This window comes from Psychrobacter sp. P11G3 (genome assembly GCF_001435845.1).
Taxonomy (GTDB): Bacteria; Pseudomonadota; Gammaproteobacteria; order Pseudomonadales; family Moraxellaceae; genus Psychrobacter.
This window is the reverse complement of record NZ_CM003596.1, coordinates 899,974-918,218: the sequence shown is the minus strand read 5'-3', so window position 1 is coordinate 918,218 and position 18,245 is coordinate 899,974. Positions and strand designations below refer to the sequence as shown.

General features: G+C 45.0%; 15 protein-coding genes. 2 read left to right on the top strand and 13 right to left on the bottom strand.

The window, feature by feature from the left end; all coding sequences use genetic code 11:
* Nucleotides 1-95 precede the first annotated feature (95 nt).
* On the top strand, nucleotides 96-695 hold the full coding sequence (gene ybeY / locus AK824_RS03855) for an rRNA maturation RNase YbeY (protein ID WP_057758951.1): 600 nt from the start codon (nucleotides 96-98) through the stop codon (nucleotides 693-695).
* A 161-nt stretch (nucleotides 696-856) separates the two neighbouring features.
* On the opposite strand, the gene AK824_RS03850 is transcribed toward ybeY, so the two are convergent.
* A complete protein-coding gene (locus AK824_RS03850; RefSeq protein ID WP_057758949.1) occupies nucleotides 857-1,747 on the bottom strand; it encodes a mechanosensitive ion channel family protein in 891 nt (296 codons plus the stop codon).
* A 179-nt stretch (nucleotides 1,748-1,926) separates the two neighbouring features.
* Nucleotides 1,927-2,814: a TonB family protein gene (locus AK824_RS03845; protein ID WP_057758947.1), complete on the bottom strand. Its 888-nt coding sequence runs from the start codon at nucleotides 2,812-2,814 to the stop codon at nucleotides 1,927-1,929.
* 581 nt (nucleotides 2,815-3,395) lie between these two features.
* Here AK824_RS03845 and AK824_RS03840 point away from each other — a divergent pair.
* Complete coding sequence (locus AK824_RS03840) at nucleotides 3,396-4,175, top strand: hypothetical protein (RefSeq protein WP_227511197.1); 780 nt, start codon at nucleotides 3,396-3,398, stop codon at nucleotides 4,173-4,175.
* 108 nt (nucleotides 4,176-4,283) lie between these two features.
* Here the strand turns inward: AK824_RS03840 and AK824_RS03835 are convergent, their stop codons facing one another.
* The 11 genes from AK824_RS03835 to nuoE all read right to left on the bottom strand — a co-directional run bounded on the left by AK824_RS03835 (nucleotide 4,284) and on the right by nuoE (nucleotide 18,115).
* Nucleotides 4,284-5,114: a ferredoxin--NADP reductase gene (locus AK824_RS03835; protein ID WP_413772211.1), complete on the bottom strand. Its 831-nt coding sequence runs from the start codon at nucleotides 5,112-5,114 to the stop codon at nucleotides 4,284-4,286.
* Nucleotides 5,115-5,305: 191 nt separating this feature from the next.
* Complete coding sequence (locus tag AK824_RS03830) at nucleotides 5,306-6,784, bottom strand: NADH-quinone oxidoreductase subunit N (protein ID WP_057758941.1); 1,479 nt, start codon at nucleotides 6,782-6,784, stop codon at nucleotides 5,306-5,308.
* Between the two features lie 3 nt (nucleotides 6,785-6,787).
* Nucleotides 6,788-8,413, bottom strand: a complete 1,626-nt coding sequence (gene nuoM / locus AK824_RS03825) for an NADH-quinone oxidoreductase subunit M (RefSeq protein WP_057758939.1) — start codon at nucleotides 8,411-8,413, stop codon at nucleotides 6,788-6,790.
* A gap of 2 nt (nucleotides 8,414-8,415) precedes the next feature.
* A complete protein-coding gene (gene nuoL / locus AK824_RS03820; RefSeq protein WP_057758937.1) occupies nucleotides 8,416-10,290 on the bottom strand; it encodes an NADH-quinone oxidoreductase subunit L in 1,875 nt (624 codons plus the stop codon).
* A 4-nt stretch (nucleotides 10,291-10,294) separates the two neighbouring features.
* A complete protein-coding gene (gene nuoK / locus AK824_RS03815) occupies nucleotides 10,295-10,603 on the bottom strand; it encodes an NADH-quinone oxidoreductase subunit NuoK (RefSeq protein ID WP_025653102.1) in 309 nt (102 codons plus the stop codon).
* A 98-nt stretch (nucleotides 10,604-10,701) separates the two neighbouring features.
* Nucleotides 10,702-11,445 (bottom strand): NADH-quinone oxidoreductase subunit J, encoded by a 744-nt coding sequence (gene nuoJ / locus AK824_RS03810; RefSeq protein ID WP_057758935.1) that lies wholly within the window; start codon nucleotides 11,443-11,445, stop codon nucleotides 10,702-10,704.
* A complete protein-coding gene (gene nuoI / locus AK824_RS03805) occupies nucleotides 11,442-11,990 on the bottom strand; it encodes an NADH-quinone oxidoreductase subunit NuoI (protein ID WP_010198902.1) in 549 nt (182 codons plus the stop codon). The genes nuoJ and nuoI overlap by 4 nt, the downstream gene beginning before the upstream one ends.
* 58 nt (nucleotides 11,991-12,048) lie before the next feature.
* Nucleotides 12,049-13,041, bottom strand: coding sequence for an NADH-quinone oxidoreductase subunit NuoH (gene nuoH / locus AK824_RS03800; protein ID WP_179798733.1), 993 nt, complete (start codon nucleotides 13,039-13,041; stop codon nucleotides 12,049-12,051).
* Nucleotides 13,042-13,093: 52 nt separating this feature from the next.
* Nucleotides 13,094-16,174, bottom strand: coding sequence for an NADH-quinone oxidoreductase subunit NuoG (gene nuoG, locus AK824_RS03795; protein ID WP_057758931.1), 3,081 nt, complete (start codon nucleotides 16,172-16,174; stop codon nucleotides 13,094-13,096).
* Nucleotides 16,175-16,184: 10 nt separating this feature from the next.
* Nucleotides 16,185-17,609 carry an NADH-quinone oxidoreductase subunit NuoF gene (gene nuoF / locus AK824_RS03790; RefSeq protein ID WP_057758929.1) on the bottom strand — a complete coding sequence of 475 codons (1,425 nt, stop codon included), beginning with the start codon at nucleotides 17,607-17,609 and terminating at the stop codon, nucleotides 16,185-16,187.
* Entirely contained in the window at nucleotides 17,606-18,115 is a 510-nt protein-coding gene (gene nuoE / locus AK824_RS03785; RefSeq protein ID WP_057758927.1) for an NADH-quinone oxidoreductase subunit NuoE, read from the bottom strand. The genes nuoF and nuoE overlap by 4 nt, the downstream gene beginning before the upstream one ends.
* Nucleotides 18,116-18,245: the final 130 nt, after the last annotated feature.

Here is an 18,245-nt window from a genome sequence, read left to right as displayed (position 1 = left end):
AATTAAGCTACTTTTATGATAAAAAACTGACAAATAAACAACGTAGACGATGCAGCCTTAAAAACGCATTTATTTATAATAAAAAGGACAGCAATATGAGCCAACCTGACAATACTAATTTCGATGACAAGATTGCTAGCAACCATGCTAGCTTAGCAGCACTTGATATCAGTGCGACCGACAGTATTGAAGATGAAATATTAGATACTTTTTATAATCGCGAGCATTTACTGTCAGTCATGATGGCGACTTTAGATTATATAGATGGTCGTATTAATAATGGTCTGACCTTATCCTATTTTGCAGATATTGATCCTGAGCTTTGGCAGGAAAAGTCTAAAACATTGGATATATATATCACTGATGACGTCGAAGGTCGTGCTCTAAATCTAGAAGCACGCGGCAAGGACTATGCGACCAATATTTTGTCTTATCCAAGCGAATTACCTGCGGCCGTCATTGAGCTGATGCCAACATTGCCTCTTGGAGAGCTAATTATCTGTCATGAAGTGATGGTACGTGAAGCGGCTGAACAGGACAAAACAGTGGCGCAGCACATCAGCCATTTGTTAGTGCATGGCGTGCTACACCTACTAGGTTTTGATCATGAGCTTGGACAAGCTGAACAAGATGAGATGGAAACGTTTGAGATTGCCATTCTAAAAAATCTTGCGCTGCCAAATCCTTATTTATGATCGTGATAGCTGATTGTTAATTTTGCTTAAACTATAGACGACTCAATGTAATGTGGATACAAAAAAGCCAAGTAAAAGTACTATAAGTAATAGGCTAAGCGAGACTGACACCGTATCCAATTTATAGAGGATTAGCTATATTAATTCACAGGCTTCACATTCTAGGCATTATTATCTTTGTCTAAAGAAGACAATGGCGCTGGTGTCTGGTCTTTGTTGCCCATCAACATATCCAACCCTTTAACATGTACACTGCGCTGCGGGAATGGAATATCAATTTTGTTGTCATCAAGAGCGTATTTGAACTGCTCTAGTAAGTCGCACTGCATGCTCCACCAGTCATCGTTGGTAGTCCAAACATTAAGCGTCAGATCAACTGAGTTGTCGCCCAAGTTAGTAACGCGCACAATAGGCGCTGGATCAGCGAATGACAACGGATTATCAGTAGCCAGTTTGATCATAATATCTTTGGCAGTTTTGATGTCAGCGTCATAACCAATACCAAGGGTAATATCAACACGGCGATTAGGCAGTGAGCTATAGTTGATAGTCGCACTAGTGGTGATATCACCGTTCGGAATAATAATATCGTGATTGGTAGTGGTGGTCAGGTGCGTATTAATGAGGTTGATTTCTCTGACCGTCCCTGTGTGACCCAATATCTGTACATAATCACCGCGTACAAAAGGGCGGAACGTCACAATCATAATACCAGCGGCAAAATTTGACAGCTGGTCTTTTAGTGACAAACCAACGGCAACAGCAGCACCACCTAAGATTGCGACGACAGATGTAGTCTGTACACCGACTTTGCTAAGGGCAGCCAAGATTACTACGACCAGTAGCACGCCATACAATAGACGGCTTAAAAAGCTAGCAACTGTCGCATCTAAGTGACTACGCGTCATCAATCGATCAGAAAAAGCAACTGCCTTTTTGGCAAGCCAACGTCCCACAATAAATATAAGTATTGCTAAAGCGACTTTGATGACCAGCTCTAGGGCGTTGCTCGTTAAGGTAGCGACATCTACGGTAAAACCTAAAAATTCCATACTGACTCTTTATTTTATAGCTGTGTGTTATGAACTTGGGTATCTGTAATGATAAAAAATAGTGCGTTAAGCGTTATTCTTAACAATTGTATCTTCGGTGACATTTTTTCAGCAACTTTATTTTCAGTAGCTTTTTTCTTAGCATCGGTCTTCTTAGTGCTTAAATACGTTAACCTTACTTAGTACGTTACTTCGACTGTATCACTATAGCGGTAAGTACGTATCAAGCGCAGCTCGACAATATCGCTCATGTCTTCGGTGAACTGACCAAAGGGTGCTGCTTGTCGTACCGACTGCTTGGCCGCTTCATCCAATATCGTAGAGTTCGAGCTTTCAAGCAGTCGAATGGCTTTGATATTGCCGTCGTTACTGATGATAACCATAAGCCGTACTTCACCCGTAATGCCTTGGACACGCGCTTGCACAGGATAATGCAAGTTGCCCACTCGCTCGACATGCTCGCGGAATGTATTGATATAGTCTGCTGCCGCACCCCGTGTGGTCGAGTTGCTATCCATCGTCACGACTTTGGATTTGGTCGCATAGACCTGCTGACGCTGAGATAGCTGAGCTTCTAAGGTTGCAATCTGCTTACGTAGCCGCTCTTCTTGCGCCATCGCATCATCTTGCGCTTGCTCGCTGTCATTATCCGACTCTACAGTAGCCTGACGCCAACTTAACGTCGTGCGCAGATAACTCTCTTGATAACGCTGCTGACGCACTTTACGCTGTAAGTTAACGATGTCTTGAGTCTCACTCATTTGCTCAGCAGACATTGCACTTAACTGATTGTTCTCTTGTCTGAGCTGCTCTTCTATTGTACCGCCGCCCTCTTGTGAAGAGTTGGCAATAAAGTGCGCATCTTCATTGCGCTGCATATTGTCGGTCAGTACCTTTGCCACATCTTGCATCATAGCAGCTGGGTCTTTTCCTATAGAAAAGCTAATCCCGAAAATAATCAGCACATGAATAGCCACCGCAATAACAATAGCAACAGGCAAACTTATATCACGCTTGGGCGCTTGCGCGGAAAAATGATAGCTCTGTGAGTCTTTTATATAGGCCACAATGAATCTCAGCTTGTGAGCACATCAGTACAAAGCACTATTTAACAAGTGTTGTAACGATAGGCATGATTTATACTGGCGCTATCATAACATGACATAGAATTATGTCGCCAGTATAAGCACTGAGACGGCATTTTGACATCTGCCATAAAGTATTGGTAACCTTATCCGCTGATTGAAAAACATGCATTTGAGAATATATAAGGCAGACGAAACACTGTCTATACCAAATGAATTGCTATAAAACGCATGTGTTCATTTTGAAGCCACTGTATTTGTTATATACTGCTTTAGCACAATAGAATTAGTAGCATGATACTTTGCAACAATCAGAACTGTGCATCGTATTAATTAGACAAAGTAGATAATCAAGCAGCACAATAAGTGCAGATTTACTGTGCACTAGTATCAGAGGTCAGTTTTTCGCTTTTGCTACCTATCAGTATAAAAATTACTAATGGTCGTAGATATTCAGAAATTATAGATGATTAGCTTTCGTTCAAATTAATGATAGCCTGCAAAGTTTGTTTAGCCATTTTTACGTCACCGATTGAATGACGCGCCCTATAAGGATAATAAGTTTGAGTGACTTTGATAACGTGAATAATTCAGACAATTTTGATGAGTTCTTCGAGAGTATTGGCTATCGTTTTGACGAGTCATTCGGCAGTGGTTGGGAGCGTATCGCCCAATCGGTTAAAGATATCTATAATAAGACGACGGACAAGTTCGAAGATGAGTTGTCATTACCAGTGGCACAGACTTACGTTAACGATGCATTACAAACATTCGTCACCGACAATGTAAAAGCCATTTTAGAGCTACGCGTCGAGATGCATGATGATTGGTTTCGTTTGTACTGCACTGTCAATGCAGGCGGCATCTATGCCGAGGTAGCAAGTAACTTTAGCCTAATTCATGTTCAACTCGATCGCAATGTGCAACGATTTGTATTTGGTCAGCAGACATATACTGACATACTTAACTTACGCTGCGAATCTTTCATTAAACGTCAAGGCGTCAAACTGGCGATTTGGTTTTATCATAGCGTCCTCAAAAAAGACCCTTTGGGCTTTATTCTGTCGTACGTTAATATTGCTCGCGCAAAAGACGAAGTGATTTATCTCGATATCCATCGTTGGTTAAAAAACAACAAGAAAATCATGAGTACCTTGCATAAGGTACAGATAAATTATGGCGAGCTAGAAGAAGAGCAAATGATTTTGAAGGCTCAAATCAACTATCGTGATTTACTGGCGGCCAGCAGTAACGAAGATATCATCGGTGATGATGATGATCCTGAATTGATGCAAGGCCCTATTAACCCTGTAGACGATGCGACTGAGCCAAGCCAAGAGTAAGTCGCTAATGCTTTATCCCATAAGACAATGGTTCATCCCATAAAAAAACGCTGCATCTTAGAGGTTATTGACCTTGTAGATGCAGCGTTTTTTTATTAAAGTCATCAACTACCAGTAGTTCTCTACGGCAATATTACCCTCACCGCGGCGATTCATTATCAGTCCCAATGTCTTTAATGCCTCTTTAGTATCTTCTACCATGTCTGGGTTGCCACATAGCATGACATGCGTACTATCAATATCTAATGCGATACCCGCACGCGCTTGTAACGTACCTTCTAGCAGTAGCTTCGGCAGACGCTCTGACAATGCACCTTCAACAGGCTCACGAGTGACGATTGGGATAAAGATAAGCTTTGCTGGATTATCAACCAGTGTACCGAAGTCTTCTTGTAGGCTCTCGATTTTCTCAACGTACGCAAGTTCATCGAGCGAACGGGCACTATAAGCCAATACAATGTGCTCGTAATCTTCCCATGTCTTTAAATCTTGTAGCATTGACAAAAACGGTGCTAAACCAGTGCCTGTTGCCAGCAACCATAAGTCTTTTGGCAGTGGTTTTTGGTAACGTGCTAACGTCAAAAACCCAAATGGCATGGTGTTGAGCAGCAGTTCATCACCCACTTGTAAATGCTGCAATTGCGAGGTAAATGCACCATCAGGAATCACGATAGAGAAAAACTCTATCACCTCATCAAAGGGCGAAGAGACTATCGAATACGCGCGAAAGACATCTTCATTCAATGCGGTATCAGCAGTTTCATCACTTGCATCAGTTTGCTGGTAATATTTTAATTGACTAGGATTGACGCCCAAGCGTACAAACTGCCCCGCTGTAAACTTAAAACTATCGGGACGACTGACGGTAAAGCTAAATAAATTTGGCGTCCATGTGGTTGTACTGAGCACCGTTACGGTTTGAATATTATCACTCATAATTATTCGTCACTTATACTTTATTAAACTGTATTTTTATAAGATACCTTTGATAGGCAAAAGAAGATAAATACCAAAATGGTAAGCATAAAAAAAGATGCGCCAAGCTTATCATAAAGCTGGCGCATCTTGGTTTTTTAACCGTAACAACAGATAGATCGCAGCGACTTATCTGCCGTATTAACTCAGCAACATTACCAAATACGAGCCAAACTTGCCCACTCAATCATACTATTTGGCAAGATACCAAAGAATAGAATAATCGCCGTCACAGCAATGACCATAATACCACCGGTACGAATACCCCACTGCCCAGACACATCAAACTCGATGAACTGCTTAGGACGTTTGAACAGCGTGAGTAACACACGTAAGTAGTAGAATAGACCAATCGCACTGCCTAAGATAATCATCGCAGCCAAGAACCAGTTGGTGCCTTGTACCGCAGCTAAGATAGCAAATAGCTTAGTGATAAAGCCTGCCGTCAACGGAATACCAGCCAATGACAACATCATGATAGTCATGACAGCAGTCAATACTGGACGGCGCCAGAATAGCCCTTGATAATGCGTCAACTCATCGGCTTCACCAGATAAGCGATACGGACTCGACATCAACGTCACTACGCCAAAGGCACCGATAGAGGTAAAGGCATAAACCGCCATATACATACTAGAGATACTATCAGCGGCCGAGCCAATGCTAACAATCACGATCATCACATAACCCATATGGGCAATAGATGAGTAACCGAGTAGACGTTTCAGGCTGGTTTGACGTACTGCCAACAAGTTACCTACCAAGATAGATAAAGTTGCCATGACCATTAATAGCATCTGCACTGATGGCAATGCCAGCAAAGCGGTATCGATTAAGAAACGTACGGCCAGTGCCATCATCGCCACTTTTGATACTGATGCTAAAAAGGTAGCGATAGGCGCTGGAGCACCTTCGTAAACATCTGGCGTCCACATATGGAAAGGAGCAGCCGAGAGTTTAAAGGCGATACCAAACATCATCATTGCCGCGCCTAATATCAGTAGTGGCGACTCAAAGATATTGCCTAGCACCATGCTGATTGGCTTAAATGCTAGTGAGCCTACTTCTGCATAGATAAAAGCCATACCCATCAGCAACGTCGCTGATGCAGTCGCCGACAATACCAAATACTTCAGTCCCGACTCAAGTGACTGGTTGCGCATATAAGTATAAGCGAGCAAACCATATAGTGGTACTGACAGCATCTCTAGGCTCATAAAGAATGACGCCATATGCTGCGCGCTTACCATGAGTAATGCACCAATGGTCGATAGCAGCATGAGCAAGTACAGCTCTTCTTTGTTATCTTTGAGGTTGGCCAGATACGCATAAGACAGCGTACAGCAAGCCAAAGCACAGATAAAAATCACCACCATATTAAACTGAGCAAAGTTATCTATAACAAATAGTTGCTCAGCGTTTGGCGCGATAGATCCGCTGTCAATCACACCGATCATTTGCCCGATAAGGGTAAATAGACCGATGTTTAAGCCTGCCACCGTAATCGTACCAGTGACCATGTGCGAGCGTTTAAAGGTAATCGCGATCATAACCGTCAGTACCGTAATCACTACGGCGATAATCGGCGCGTAAGGCAACAATCCTATCAAATCATTCATCGTAATATCATTCATGACTTAACGTGCCTCCATTACATCAAGTAGCTGCGACGCATCTACCTGTGTCACTTGACTGTATATATATGCGTTATTGATCCACTGCATAGCGTGACTTGAGGTATCAAGAAATGGCTGTGGGTAAAGTCCTAGCCATACCAAACCAGCGGCTAACATCAGTAGTAATGACAGCTCGCGCTTGCCCAAATCTTTTAGTTTACGTGTCGGTAAGCCATGTGACTTAGTCTCTCGCTCTGCCAATGCGGCGATATTGTTTTCACCAAATAGTGCGCGATGAATCAAAATCAACGAGTAAAGACCTGCTAATACCAAACTGAATGTTGCAAAAATAACGAATACTGGATACTGAGCAAATGAGCCAAATAAAATCATGAACTCGCCAATGAAGTTACCCGTACCAGGAATACCTAGCAGCGCAGCACAGAAGAACATCAATATCGGTGCGTAGTAGCGGAACTGTCCCCACATACCACCCATCAAAGTCAAATCGCGTGTATGCAGACGCTCATATAGCTGTCCTGCCATGATGAATAGTGCGGCTGAACTCAAGCCATGAGCAAGCATCTGAATCATCAGACCTTGTAAGCTGAGTAATGTACCAGCATAGATTGCCAGTACCACAAAACCCATGTGCGAGATACTGGTATACGCCAGCAAACGCTTCATGTCAGTCTGCATAAATGCAAGCCATGCACCGTAAAAGATACCAATTGTACCTAGGGTAATCGCTATCGGCGCAAACTCTTGTGACGCTGCTGGAAATAGCGGCAACACAAAACGAATCAAGCCATATGCAGCAGTCTTAATTAGTACACCTGCCAAATCCACTGAACCTGCCGTTGGTGCTTGCGCATGCGCATCTGGCAACCAACCGTGGAAAGGAATGATTGGCAACTTCACCGCAAAGCCAATGAAAAAGCACAGCATGATTGGATATTCCCAGCCGCCAAGTGACGTACCGAGCAAGTCATTATAGTTAAAGCTTACTACCCCTTTTTGGGCGTAGCTGATAATGACCAATACCAAAATACCGATGAGCATGATAAGCCCAGACGCTTGGGTATAGATAAAGAACTTGGTTGCGGCGTATTCTTTGGTTTTGCCAACTACATCATGACCCCAAATCGCGATCAAGAAATATATCGGAACCAGCATCATCTCCCAAAAGAAGAAGAATAAGAATAGGTCAATGGCTAAGAAAACACCGATGACGCCGCCCAAACTCCATAGCAAGTTTAGGTGGAAAAAGCCAACACGGCGCTGAATCTCATTCCACGAACAGGCAACGGCAGCCACACCAAGCAAGCCTGTCAAGGCTACCATCATCAGTGACAAACCATCTAGCGCTAAGTGAAAGCTAATACCAAAACTTGGTATCCACGGCACACTAAACTCTGCTACCCAAGGCACTGCAGCATCTGGCGCAATGACCTGCTTACTCATACCGCTAAAATCACCTTGCTGCCAAAGTACTAATGACAAAGCAAAGGTCAACATCATACCGATCAAGGCAATCCAGCGCGGCAGACGTTTATTAAATCGCTCTACCAACCAGCATAGCAACCCTGCAATAAAGGGAATTGCGATTAATGCTGGTAGCATCCACGTTTGTTGTAACTCAATCATCTTTACACCACCGTCATCATTACCAGCACCAGCAATACAGCCATACCCAAGCCAAAGCTTGTGGCATAACCTCGAAGAGACCCTGTTTGCGTCGCAGACAATACTTTATTACCTGCTGAGGCCAGCTTAGGTAACAGCAACCACGTTTTATCAATAGGGTCGGCTTTTAATAAGCGGCCGATGAACAAAAAGGGTTTTACGAAAATCACATCATATAGCGCATCGAAGCCTAGGCCATGGTAGCACCAGTGATATAGCGCCCCACCAATACGTGAGCGCTTAAAACTAGTGAGCAAGCGACCTTTATTGACGACATATAACAGTGCGGCCAATATTAAACCTGCTGCCATGGCACCCATCGCGATATATTCTGCGGTGTGCTTAGCATGTGCTTGACCTGCGACTTCTAATAGATGACCAACGCTCTCTGGCAATACACCATCTAATGGCGGTGTAATCCAAGCACCAACGGCTGTAGATAACACTAGCAATACCGTCAAAGGCAACCAGTACGATACCCCTGATAGCTTATGCGCATGGGTTTTCTCTTCGCCAAAGAAGATAATCCAAATCATACGGAATGTATAAATCGCGGTTAAGAATGCGCCGAATACACCCATATAAAATAGTACTAAGTGACCTGTAGCATAAGTTTCCCAAAGAATCGCTTCTTTAGAATAAAAACCAACGGTAACCCAAGGTATGGCAGCGAGTGCACCGCCACCGACGATATAACACCAAAACACCAATGGGATCTTTTTGCGCAGGCCGCCCATCTTAAAGATATCTTGCTCATGATGTACCGCAAGGATAACCGCACCTGACGATAAGAACAGTAATGCTTTGAAAAAAGCATGGGTCATTAGATGGAAGATCGCGCCTTGCCATGCCCCAACGCCAAGCGCCAAAAACATATAGCCGATTTGACTCATGGTTGAATACGCAAGGATACGTTTGATGTCTGTTTGTGCCAGCGCACAGAATCCAGCAACGACCAGAGTCAATGCACCCACGCCGCCAACCCAATACAATAAGATACCTGGGGTCAGCTCAAACAAAGGATGTAGACGGGCGATCAAATAAACGCCTGCTGTGACCATCGTTGCTGCGTGAATCAATGCCGATACTGGTGTTGGACCTGCCATCGCATCAGCAAGCCATGTATGTAGTGGCAACTGCGCTGATTTACCCATCGCGCCGCCGACCAACATCATCGTGGTAAGCATCATCGTTGGGTTATTCACATCGAATACTTCTGGCGCGCGCGTAATAATCTCTTGAATATTAAGCGTACCGAACTCGCGGAATAATAGAAACAAACCAAAGGCTAAGAACACATCACCGACACGCGTAACGGTAAAGGCTTTCATCGCCGCGCGGCCGTTGGCTCTGTCGTGGTAATAATAACCAATTAATAGGTAAGAACAAATACCTACGCCTTCCCAACCGAGATAAAGCAAAAACAAGTCGTCTGCTAGCACCAGTAAAAGCATACTGGCCACGAACAAGTTCATATAGCTAAAGAAACGGGCAAAGCCAGTGTCGCCTTTCATATACCAAGCGGCAAACATATGAATCAAAAAGCCAATGCCAGTGATCACGCCCGTCATAGTCAGTGCTAAGCCATCAAAGCTCAATCCAAAGTTTGGCGCAAAGTCGCCCACTTGGAACCATGTCCACAGCGGAACCTGTACGACCGTTCCAGCTGGATTGGTGGTCAAAAAGGTATAGCTAACCACCAGCGTACATAATGCTGATAGCAACATGCTACCTACGCCAACAATCGCTGCGACCGTCTCTGATAATTTGTCACGCATAAAGGCTAAAATCAAAAAGCCAATGAGCGGGAATATAAAGGTTAATGGTAATAAACTCATGACATCATCCTTTCATCTCATTGGCGCTATCGACATCGAGATGCCCACGCTGATGATAAAAACGCAATAATATTGCCAGACCAATTGACGCTTCAGCCGCAGCCAAGGTCAAAATAAAGATAAACATAATTTGTCCGTCTGGATCGACCCAGCGACTACCTGCCACTACAAATGCTAGTGCTGCCGCATTCATCATGATCTCAAGACTCATTAGCATAAACAGGAAGTTACGTCGTACCATGACGCCGCACAGACCGATGGCAAATAAAATACCTGCCAAAATCAGTCCATGGCTCATGGGTATCATACCCAGTACATTTTGCGCCTCGGCAACTGGCTGTACTAAGCCTGCCACCTCATGGGCAAACGGCACGTTTGACACATCTTGTGCCACGCTTGCTGCTAGTACCATTAGTCTGACTCCTTGCGCGTAACTTTATTCGCACCTACTTGACTGCCTGCCCTCGTGCCTACCTTCATACCAACATAGTCATGCGGGTCAACATCTTTATATTCATAAGGCTTAGCCATTTCTACGCCATCATGCTGTGTAAGCGTACTATCATTGTCGTATTGTTTGATACTGCCTACACTTGGCTTGAAGTTTTGGCTATCGTTACCGATGACCTCATCGTCGACTGTCTCTTTACCTAAATGATAAGCGGCGACCAAGGCTGCCAATAATAGTAATGCTGCTACTTCAACCAACATAATGTATTTGGTAAATAACACCGTACCGACTGCTTTGGCAGAGATAGTCGTGCCACCCATCATGACCGCTTCATCGTGATTGAGACCAATCATCGCATAGAGCACAACGGCAATGATTATCGTCAATCCTGTTGGTATTGCCCAAGTGCCGGCATCGAGCCAACGCTCTTCGCGCTCGTCATTGCTCATGCCCAAATTAAGCATCATAATGACAAAGACAAATAGCACCATAATGGCACCAGCATAAACAACAATCTCTAGCGCACCCGCAAACGGCGCACCTAATACAAAAAATATCCCAGCAATTGCCAGCAACGATACAATCATCGATAAGATAGCATGCACTGGATTGGCCTGAGTCACTACGCGCAGACTGGCAAATACTGCCACTGCTGCAAGCGAATAAAACCCAGCCAGTTCAGGATGGTTCAAAATATTCATCATGGTAGCAAGCTCCTTAGATCAATCGGTGCAGACTCATTTTGTGCTGCGCCTTTTGGTTTATCTGCTACCGCCATACCTGTCACACGATAATAGTTATAATCAGGGTATTTACCTGGTCCTGAAATGAGCAAATGCTCTTTTTCGTAGACCAAATCTTGGCGCTTATATTCACCCAGCTCAAAATCTGGGGTCATTTGAATCGCTGTCGTTGGACAGGCCTCTTCACACAATCCACAAAAAATACAGCGTGAGAAGTTAATACGGAAAAACTCTGGATACCAGCGTCCATCTTCACGCTCGGCTTTTTGTAATGAGATACACCCTACCGGACATGCCACCGCACACAAGTTACAAGCGACACAGCGCTCGTCTCCATCAGGATCACGCGTTAGGACAATACGTCCACGAAAACGCGGCGGTACAGGTACCGGCTCTTCAGGATAAAGGATGGTGTCACGCGGTCTGAGCGCATGACTATTGACCATCCACATGCTGCGGACAATGGTAAATATACCAATGACGGTCTTTTTTATGGTAGTAAACATGGGATTATTATCCTTATCAGCTTTACCCTAGTTCATCAGTGATGGCTACTAGTAATGACTATAACGTTGGAGAAAAGATCAAAATGACCGCAGCAGTAATCAACAGATTGATCAAGGTTACGGGCAGACATACTTTCCAGCCAAAGTTCATCACCTGATCATAACGCGGACGCATGAGTGAGCCTCGAGCCAAAACAAACATGGTCATAAAGAACAGCGTTTTAATCATGAACCAAAAAGCTGGTGGAATAAATGGAATATCTAAATTGAACGGCGCAAGCCAACCGCCAAAGAACAAGCAAGTCATCAAGGCAGAAATTAAGACAACGTTGACATACTCACCAATGAAGAACATACCGAACTTCATGCCAGAATATTCGACATGATAGCCTTCAGCCAGCTCTTGCTCTGCTTCTGGTTGGTCAAATGGATGTCTATGCGTAACGGCCACACCAGCCACGACAAAGGTCAAAAAGCCAAAGAACTGCGGGATGATATACCAGCCGTCTGCTTGTGCTTCGACAATAGCACGCAAGTTAAATGAGCCTGTTAGCGCAACAACGCCCATCAACGACAAGCCTAAAAACACTTCGTAACTGATCGTTTGTGCAGCTGAGCGCAAACCACCGAGTAGCGAGAATTTGTTGGCAGACGCCCAACCACCGAACATCACCGCATAGACAGCAATACCAGCCATGGCAAAGAAAAACAGAATACCGATATCCCAATCAACCACGCCAAGCGTTGGCGAGATAGGAATAATGGCGAATGAAGCCAAGGCAGTAAACATTGCGACTGCAGGTGCCAAGGTGAACATAAACTTATCAGTAAAGTTTGGTGTCCAATCTTCTTTAAAGAAGATCTTTAGCATATCGGCGACTAACTGTAACGAACCAAAAGGCCCGACACGGTTTGGACCGTAACGATCTTGCCATAAGGCCAGCATGCGGCGCTCATAGATAATCATCATTGCGGCAACCAATACTACGACCAAAAAGATGACTAGCGATTGACCCACCAAAAACAGAATAGACCAAGTATCAAAGCTCATGCTATTGGCCAAAAAGCTTGGCACATCAGGGATAATACGGGTAACTTGCATATTACACCTCCTGTGTGGTGGTCGGCGCTGCGTTTATTTGCGCAGTATCGTTTTTGTTCATCATGTCGTTAGCCATGCTACCCATCATCGTTACTGGTGCATCTACTTTACGCACCGATGCTGGCATTGATGGGTGAATGATACTCACCTGCCCAACGGGGTAACCGATACAGCCTTCTGCCAAATAACCGACCAGCTGTACTGGCAAGGTGATTTGTTGCTTGTCAATCTCAATCGCCAAGTAATCACCAGCAGCGATACTCCAGTCTTTGGCATCATCTATACCGATACGCCATGCAGCAACAGGTAGTTGCTCTGCGACGATAGGGCTACGTGATGCCATCATTGAGCTGGCATAGATATTATGAATCGGTACCAGTTTTGCTTGGCCTTGCTGCAAGTCAGTTGTATTCGAAGACATCGCTTCTGGCGCCACATATTGACGAGTGGCTAGGCGCTCTAGCTGGTCGAACAAACGCACACCTGGATCACCATTTTTCAAATGACCGCCGACTTTGTCTTGGTATTTGTTCCACGCTTGCGGTGAATTCCAACCTGCCGTATTGGCAAAAGGAATCATCGAGCTTGGCGTTTCTTTACCGCTATAACCTTCCATTGAGAAGGTCAGACCAGTGTCCAAATCTTTCGGCTGCATTGGCTCGTGCACTGAGATTGGCGCACGCATAGCAGTACGACCTGAATAACGACGCGGTTGACGCGCGATTTTCAGACCCGTTATACGGTAATCAGCATTAGGCGCAGCGCCTTTGATACCTGCAAGTTTAGGATGCGTTACGATCAACGCATTAATGACATCATCTAGCTGCGTCCAGTCGACATCACGACCTTCAATGCTGCTATGCACAGCATGTATCCAGCGCCAGCCTTCTTTAATACTGCTCATCGGATGGTAGTATTCGTTATCGTAAACTTGGAAGAAGCGCTGCGCACGACCTTCAGCTGATATCAATGTACCATCTGCTTCTGCAAAGCTCGCCGCTGGCAATACAATATCGACGTCTTTATGCCAATCAAGGAGCTGATGATCTAATGCAATGACCGTTTTATCAGTCAGTAGCTGCGTCAATTTATTGGCATCAATCGCATCTGTTAGCTGGTTTTCTGCAACCACAACCACATCGTAATCAGTCGCTAGCAGTTCTTCAACTGACTGACCGCCAAGCATACAAACGCCTATGCTATTGGCATCAGGAACCGTTAGGTAGATACCTGCTTGTACTTGATACTTGTTATTCACTTCTTTTAATTCAAGGTTTTCAGCAGGCTCACGCTCGACATCATCCTGCGCTTCTGTATTCACGCCCGTTTCAGGTTTGTTTGGCTTAGCAGATAAATCTTGGTCTTCTTCAGGCTGGTCATTAGCCGCTTTCGCTTGCGCTGCCTGTACTTTGGCATTATGTGCCTCAACCTGCTGCTGCTCAGTCGCTTTAATTGCTGCACGTTTTTGGGTCAACGCTTGGGTAATCTGTGCTGCTGCTTCTATCAATGCGGTAGAAGACAAGCTGCTACCCGAAACAACTAACGGCTTATCAGCTTGAATCAGGTCATAAGCAATTTGCTGCGCCAACGCTTGCATACCGTCAGTTTCAGTACTTGCATTAGCATCTTGTGCAGCTGCTTGTGGATCTGCTATGTCTGCTAAATCATCAGCGAAATTAGCAATTTCATCAGCAACTTTGAAGCCAAGCTTAGTGATGTCTTCAGGTGTCGCCACTACGCTTACTTTACTGATATCTTCTAGCTTAGTTTGCGTTACATCGATGACATAGACTGGGCTTAGCGCATCTTGAGCAATACGCTTAACAGGTTCAGCAAGCCAAGGTTGCGTTTGCAGCGCCGCTGCCATTTTCAAGCCTTCATTTTTTGCCGCTTGACGTACTGACAGCGCGACACGTGATGAAGTTTGCGTGATATCTTCACCTAATACGAGCACTGCATCATGCGTTTCGATATCAGTCATGCTAGGGTTATAAATGCCTTCAGTGCTGAGCACTTCGATACATTTATTGACCAGTGCTTGCTGCTGATGGTTCAGACCTGTTGAAAAGTTATCAAAGCCGACCAGATTTTTTAGCGCAAAGTTAGTTTCTAAACTGGCACGCGGTGAGCCAATCCCGATGACTTTTTTATCTTTGATACGTTTGATGGTTTCATCAAGTGCGTAGTCAATATTGATTTTGACATGCTTATCATTGATACGTTCAAGCGCTTGAGTTGGACGATCATCACGATTCACATAGCCATAACCAAAACGGCCACGGTCACATAAGAAATAACGGTTTACTTCGCCGTTATAGCGGTTTTCGATACGGCGCAATTCACCATAACGCTCGCCCGGTGAGATATTACAACCAGCTGAGCAACCATGACAGATGCTTGGCGCATACTGCATGTCCCATTTACGGTTGTAGCGCTCAGAGTGAGTCTTGTCGGTAAATACACCGGTTGGGCAAACTTCGGTTAAGTTGCCTGAAAATTCGCTTTCAAACTGACCGTCTTTATCACGGCCAAAGTAAACGCGATTGTTTGAGCCATAAACGCCCAAATCTTCGCCGCCCGCGTAGTCTTTATAAAAACGTACACAGCGATAGCAAGCGATACAACGGTTCATCTCATGGGCGATGAATGGACCAAGCTCTTGGTTATGATGCGTGCGTTTGGTAAAGCGATAACGACGACGGCTATGACCTGACATATAGGTCATGTCCTGCAAATGACAATGTCCGCCCTCTTCACAAGTTGGACAGTCATGCGGATGGTTGGTCATGAGTAGCTCAACCATCGACTTACGGAATGCTTTGGCTTCATCGTCAGTCACAGAGATGTACATATCATCGCCAGGAGCGACCATACATGACATTACGAGGCGACCACGACCTGCTTCCATATCGTCTTTATTCTGGAATTGCTTAACCGCGCACTGACGGCACGAGCCTACTGAGCCTAGGGCTGGATGATAACAAAAATACGGCACATCAATGCCGAGTGATAAGCAGGCTTGTAGCAAGTTGTCTGCGCTATCTACTTCGACAGTGGTTCCATCAATATGTATGACTGCCATGCCGCTCTCCTTATTTCACTACTGGCTGTTGGTTGGCTGCAGCATCAATAACATCGACACCAACCGCCTGCGCGATTTTTTGATCAAACTCTGGACGGAAATATTTAATCGCACTCATTAGTGGTTCCATCGCACCTGGGGCATGCGCACAGAATGTTTTACCAATCCATAAGTCACGCGTGAGGCCCTCTAGTTTTTCTACATCGCCCACTTGCCCTTCACCATCATTGATGGCGGTAAGCAGTTTAACGCCCCATGGCAGACCATCACGGCATGGTGTACACCAACCGCACGACTCACGCTGAAAGAAAATCTCAAGGTTGCGCAGTAATGGCACCATGTCTTGTGATTCATCGACGACCATAATCAGACCAGTACCCATACGGCTACCAGCGTTTTGAATGGTGTCAAAATCCACCACCACATCCAAATGTTCTGCGGTCAAAAAGTCAGTCGAGGCGCCGCCCGGTAGCCAAGCTTTCAGTGTTCTACCATCTTTCATACCACCCGCTAAATCTTCAATGATTTCGCGTGCCGTATAACCAAACGGTAATTCCCAAAGGCCTGGATCATTGACCAATCCTGAGCAGCCAAATAGTTTGGTGCCCGGCGTTTTGCTTTTGCCTTTGATTTCAGATAACGACTGATACCACTCAACGCCATGATTCAAAATCGCTGGCATGTTACACAGAGTTTCAACGTTGTTGACAACGGTTGGACGACCCCATGCACCAGAAATTTGCGGAAACGGTGGTTTGGTACGTGGGTTAGCGCGGCGTCCTTCTAAACAGTTGATTAACGCTGTTTCTTCACCGCAGATATAACGTCCAGCGCCCGTATGCACATGCAGATTAAAACTAAAATCTGAGCCTAAAATATTATCGCCCATGAGATTGTTGGCCAAGCACTCTTCGATAGCAGCGACCAAACGCTCAGCGGCCAAGATATACTCACCGCGGATAAAAATATAACCGTCAGTGGCACCAATCGCATGAGCGGTAATTAGCATACCTTCGATCAGCTGAAACGGCAGACGCTCCATGAGCAGACGGTCTTTGAATGTGCCCGGCTCCATTTCATCAGCATTACAGATGAGATAACGCGGCAAACCATCCGGCGGTGACATAAACGACCATTTAAGACCAGCATTAAAACCTGCACCGCCGCGTCCTCGAACATTGGCCGCTTTAATCATATTGCCAACGTCTTTAGGCGATTTGGATAGGGCTTCTTTTAGACCCGTAAAGCCTTTTAGAGACTCATAAGTGGCTAAATCAAGCACGGCATCATGATGCGCTAAACGCCACGTCAAAGGCTTGGTTTCGCTAGTGGCTGTCGCTTTATCACCATAGATTGGAACACGCTGTGCATTTAGCTGGCTTGGCGCTTGGCCTTGACCGCGACGAGCAATTTGCTCTGAAATCGTTAAACTCATGCGTATAGCTCCAATAATTGCGCGACCTCAGATGGCTGGACAGGGCCGTAAGTGTCTTCATCAATCAGTACCGCTGGTCCCTTATCACAGTTGCCCAAGCAGCAAATTGGCAATAGGGTAAAACGTCCATCAGCAGTAGTTTGACCGTACTCAATACCTAGCTGTGATCTAATCTCAGCTGACAACGCCTCATAACCTGTCAAATAACACGCCACAGAGTCACATATGAGAATCACATGGCGACCGACAGGCTGGCGATAAATACGGTTAAAAAAAGTCGCAACCCCATCCATGTCTGACATCGGAATGTCTAAGATGTTGGCAATGGCGTTTGCTTGCGCATCATCGACCCAGCCATTGCGCTTTTGCACGATTTTTAGTGCATCTAACGAGGCAGCACGCGCCTGTGGGTAATGGTGCATAAACTCATGAATGGCAGCGATTTCATCACTGGTGAGAATGCTTTCCACATCTACTTTTGGCATTTTGTCGGAAACAATTTTCATAATCTTCTGTCTTTCCTCACTCATCCTGCTCTATCACAAGCCAATATCAGTCTGATTAAAACTGTGGTTATATTGACAAGTAACAGCATTTTGGTGTGCCATCAGGCAATAATATATTGATGAACAAATA

Coding starts and splice junctions, on each gene's coding strand:
- nuoM (WP_057758939.1), bottom strand. CDS start 8,413: ATGATTGAGTTACAACAAACGTGGATGCTACCAGCATTAATCGCAATT.
- AK824_RS03830 (WP_057758941.1), bottom strand. CDS start 6,784: ATGAATGATATTACGATGAATGATTTGATAGGATTGTTGCCTTACGCG.
- AK824_RS03850 (WP_057758949.1), bottom strand. CDS start 1,747: ATGGAATTTTTAGGTTTTACCGTAGATGTCGCTACCTTAACGAGCAAC.
- nuoI (WP_010198902.1), bottom strand. CDS start 11,990: ATGTTTACTACCATAAAAAAGACCGTCATTGGTATATTTACCATTGTC.
- ybeY (WP_057758951.1), top strand. CDS start 96: ATGAGCCAACCTGACAATACTAATTTCGATGACAAGATTGCTAGCAAC.
- nuoL (WP_057758937.1), bottom strand. CDS start 10,290: ATGAGTTTATTACCATTAACCTTTATATTCCCGCTCATTGGCTTTTTG.
- nuoH (WP_179798733.1), bottom strand. CDS start 13,041: ATGAGCTTTGATACTTGGTCTATTCTGTTTTTGGTGGGTCAATCGCTA.
- nuoG (WP_057758931.1), bottom strand. CDS start 16,174: ATGGCAGTCATACATATTGATGGAACCACTGTCGAAGTAGATAGCGCA.
- nuoF (WP_057758929.1), bottom strand. CDS start 17,609: ATGAGTTTAACGATTTCAGAGCAAATTGCTCGTCGCGGTCAAGGCCAA.
- nuoE (WP_057758927.1), bottom strand. CDS start 18,115: ATGAAAATTGTTTCCGACAAAATGCCAAAAGTAGATGTGGAAAGCATT.
- nuoJ (WP_057758935.1), bottom strand. CDS start 11,445: ATGATGAATATTTTGAACCATCCTGAACTGGCTGGGTTTTATTCGCTT.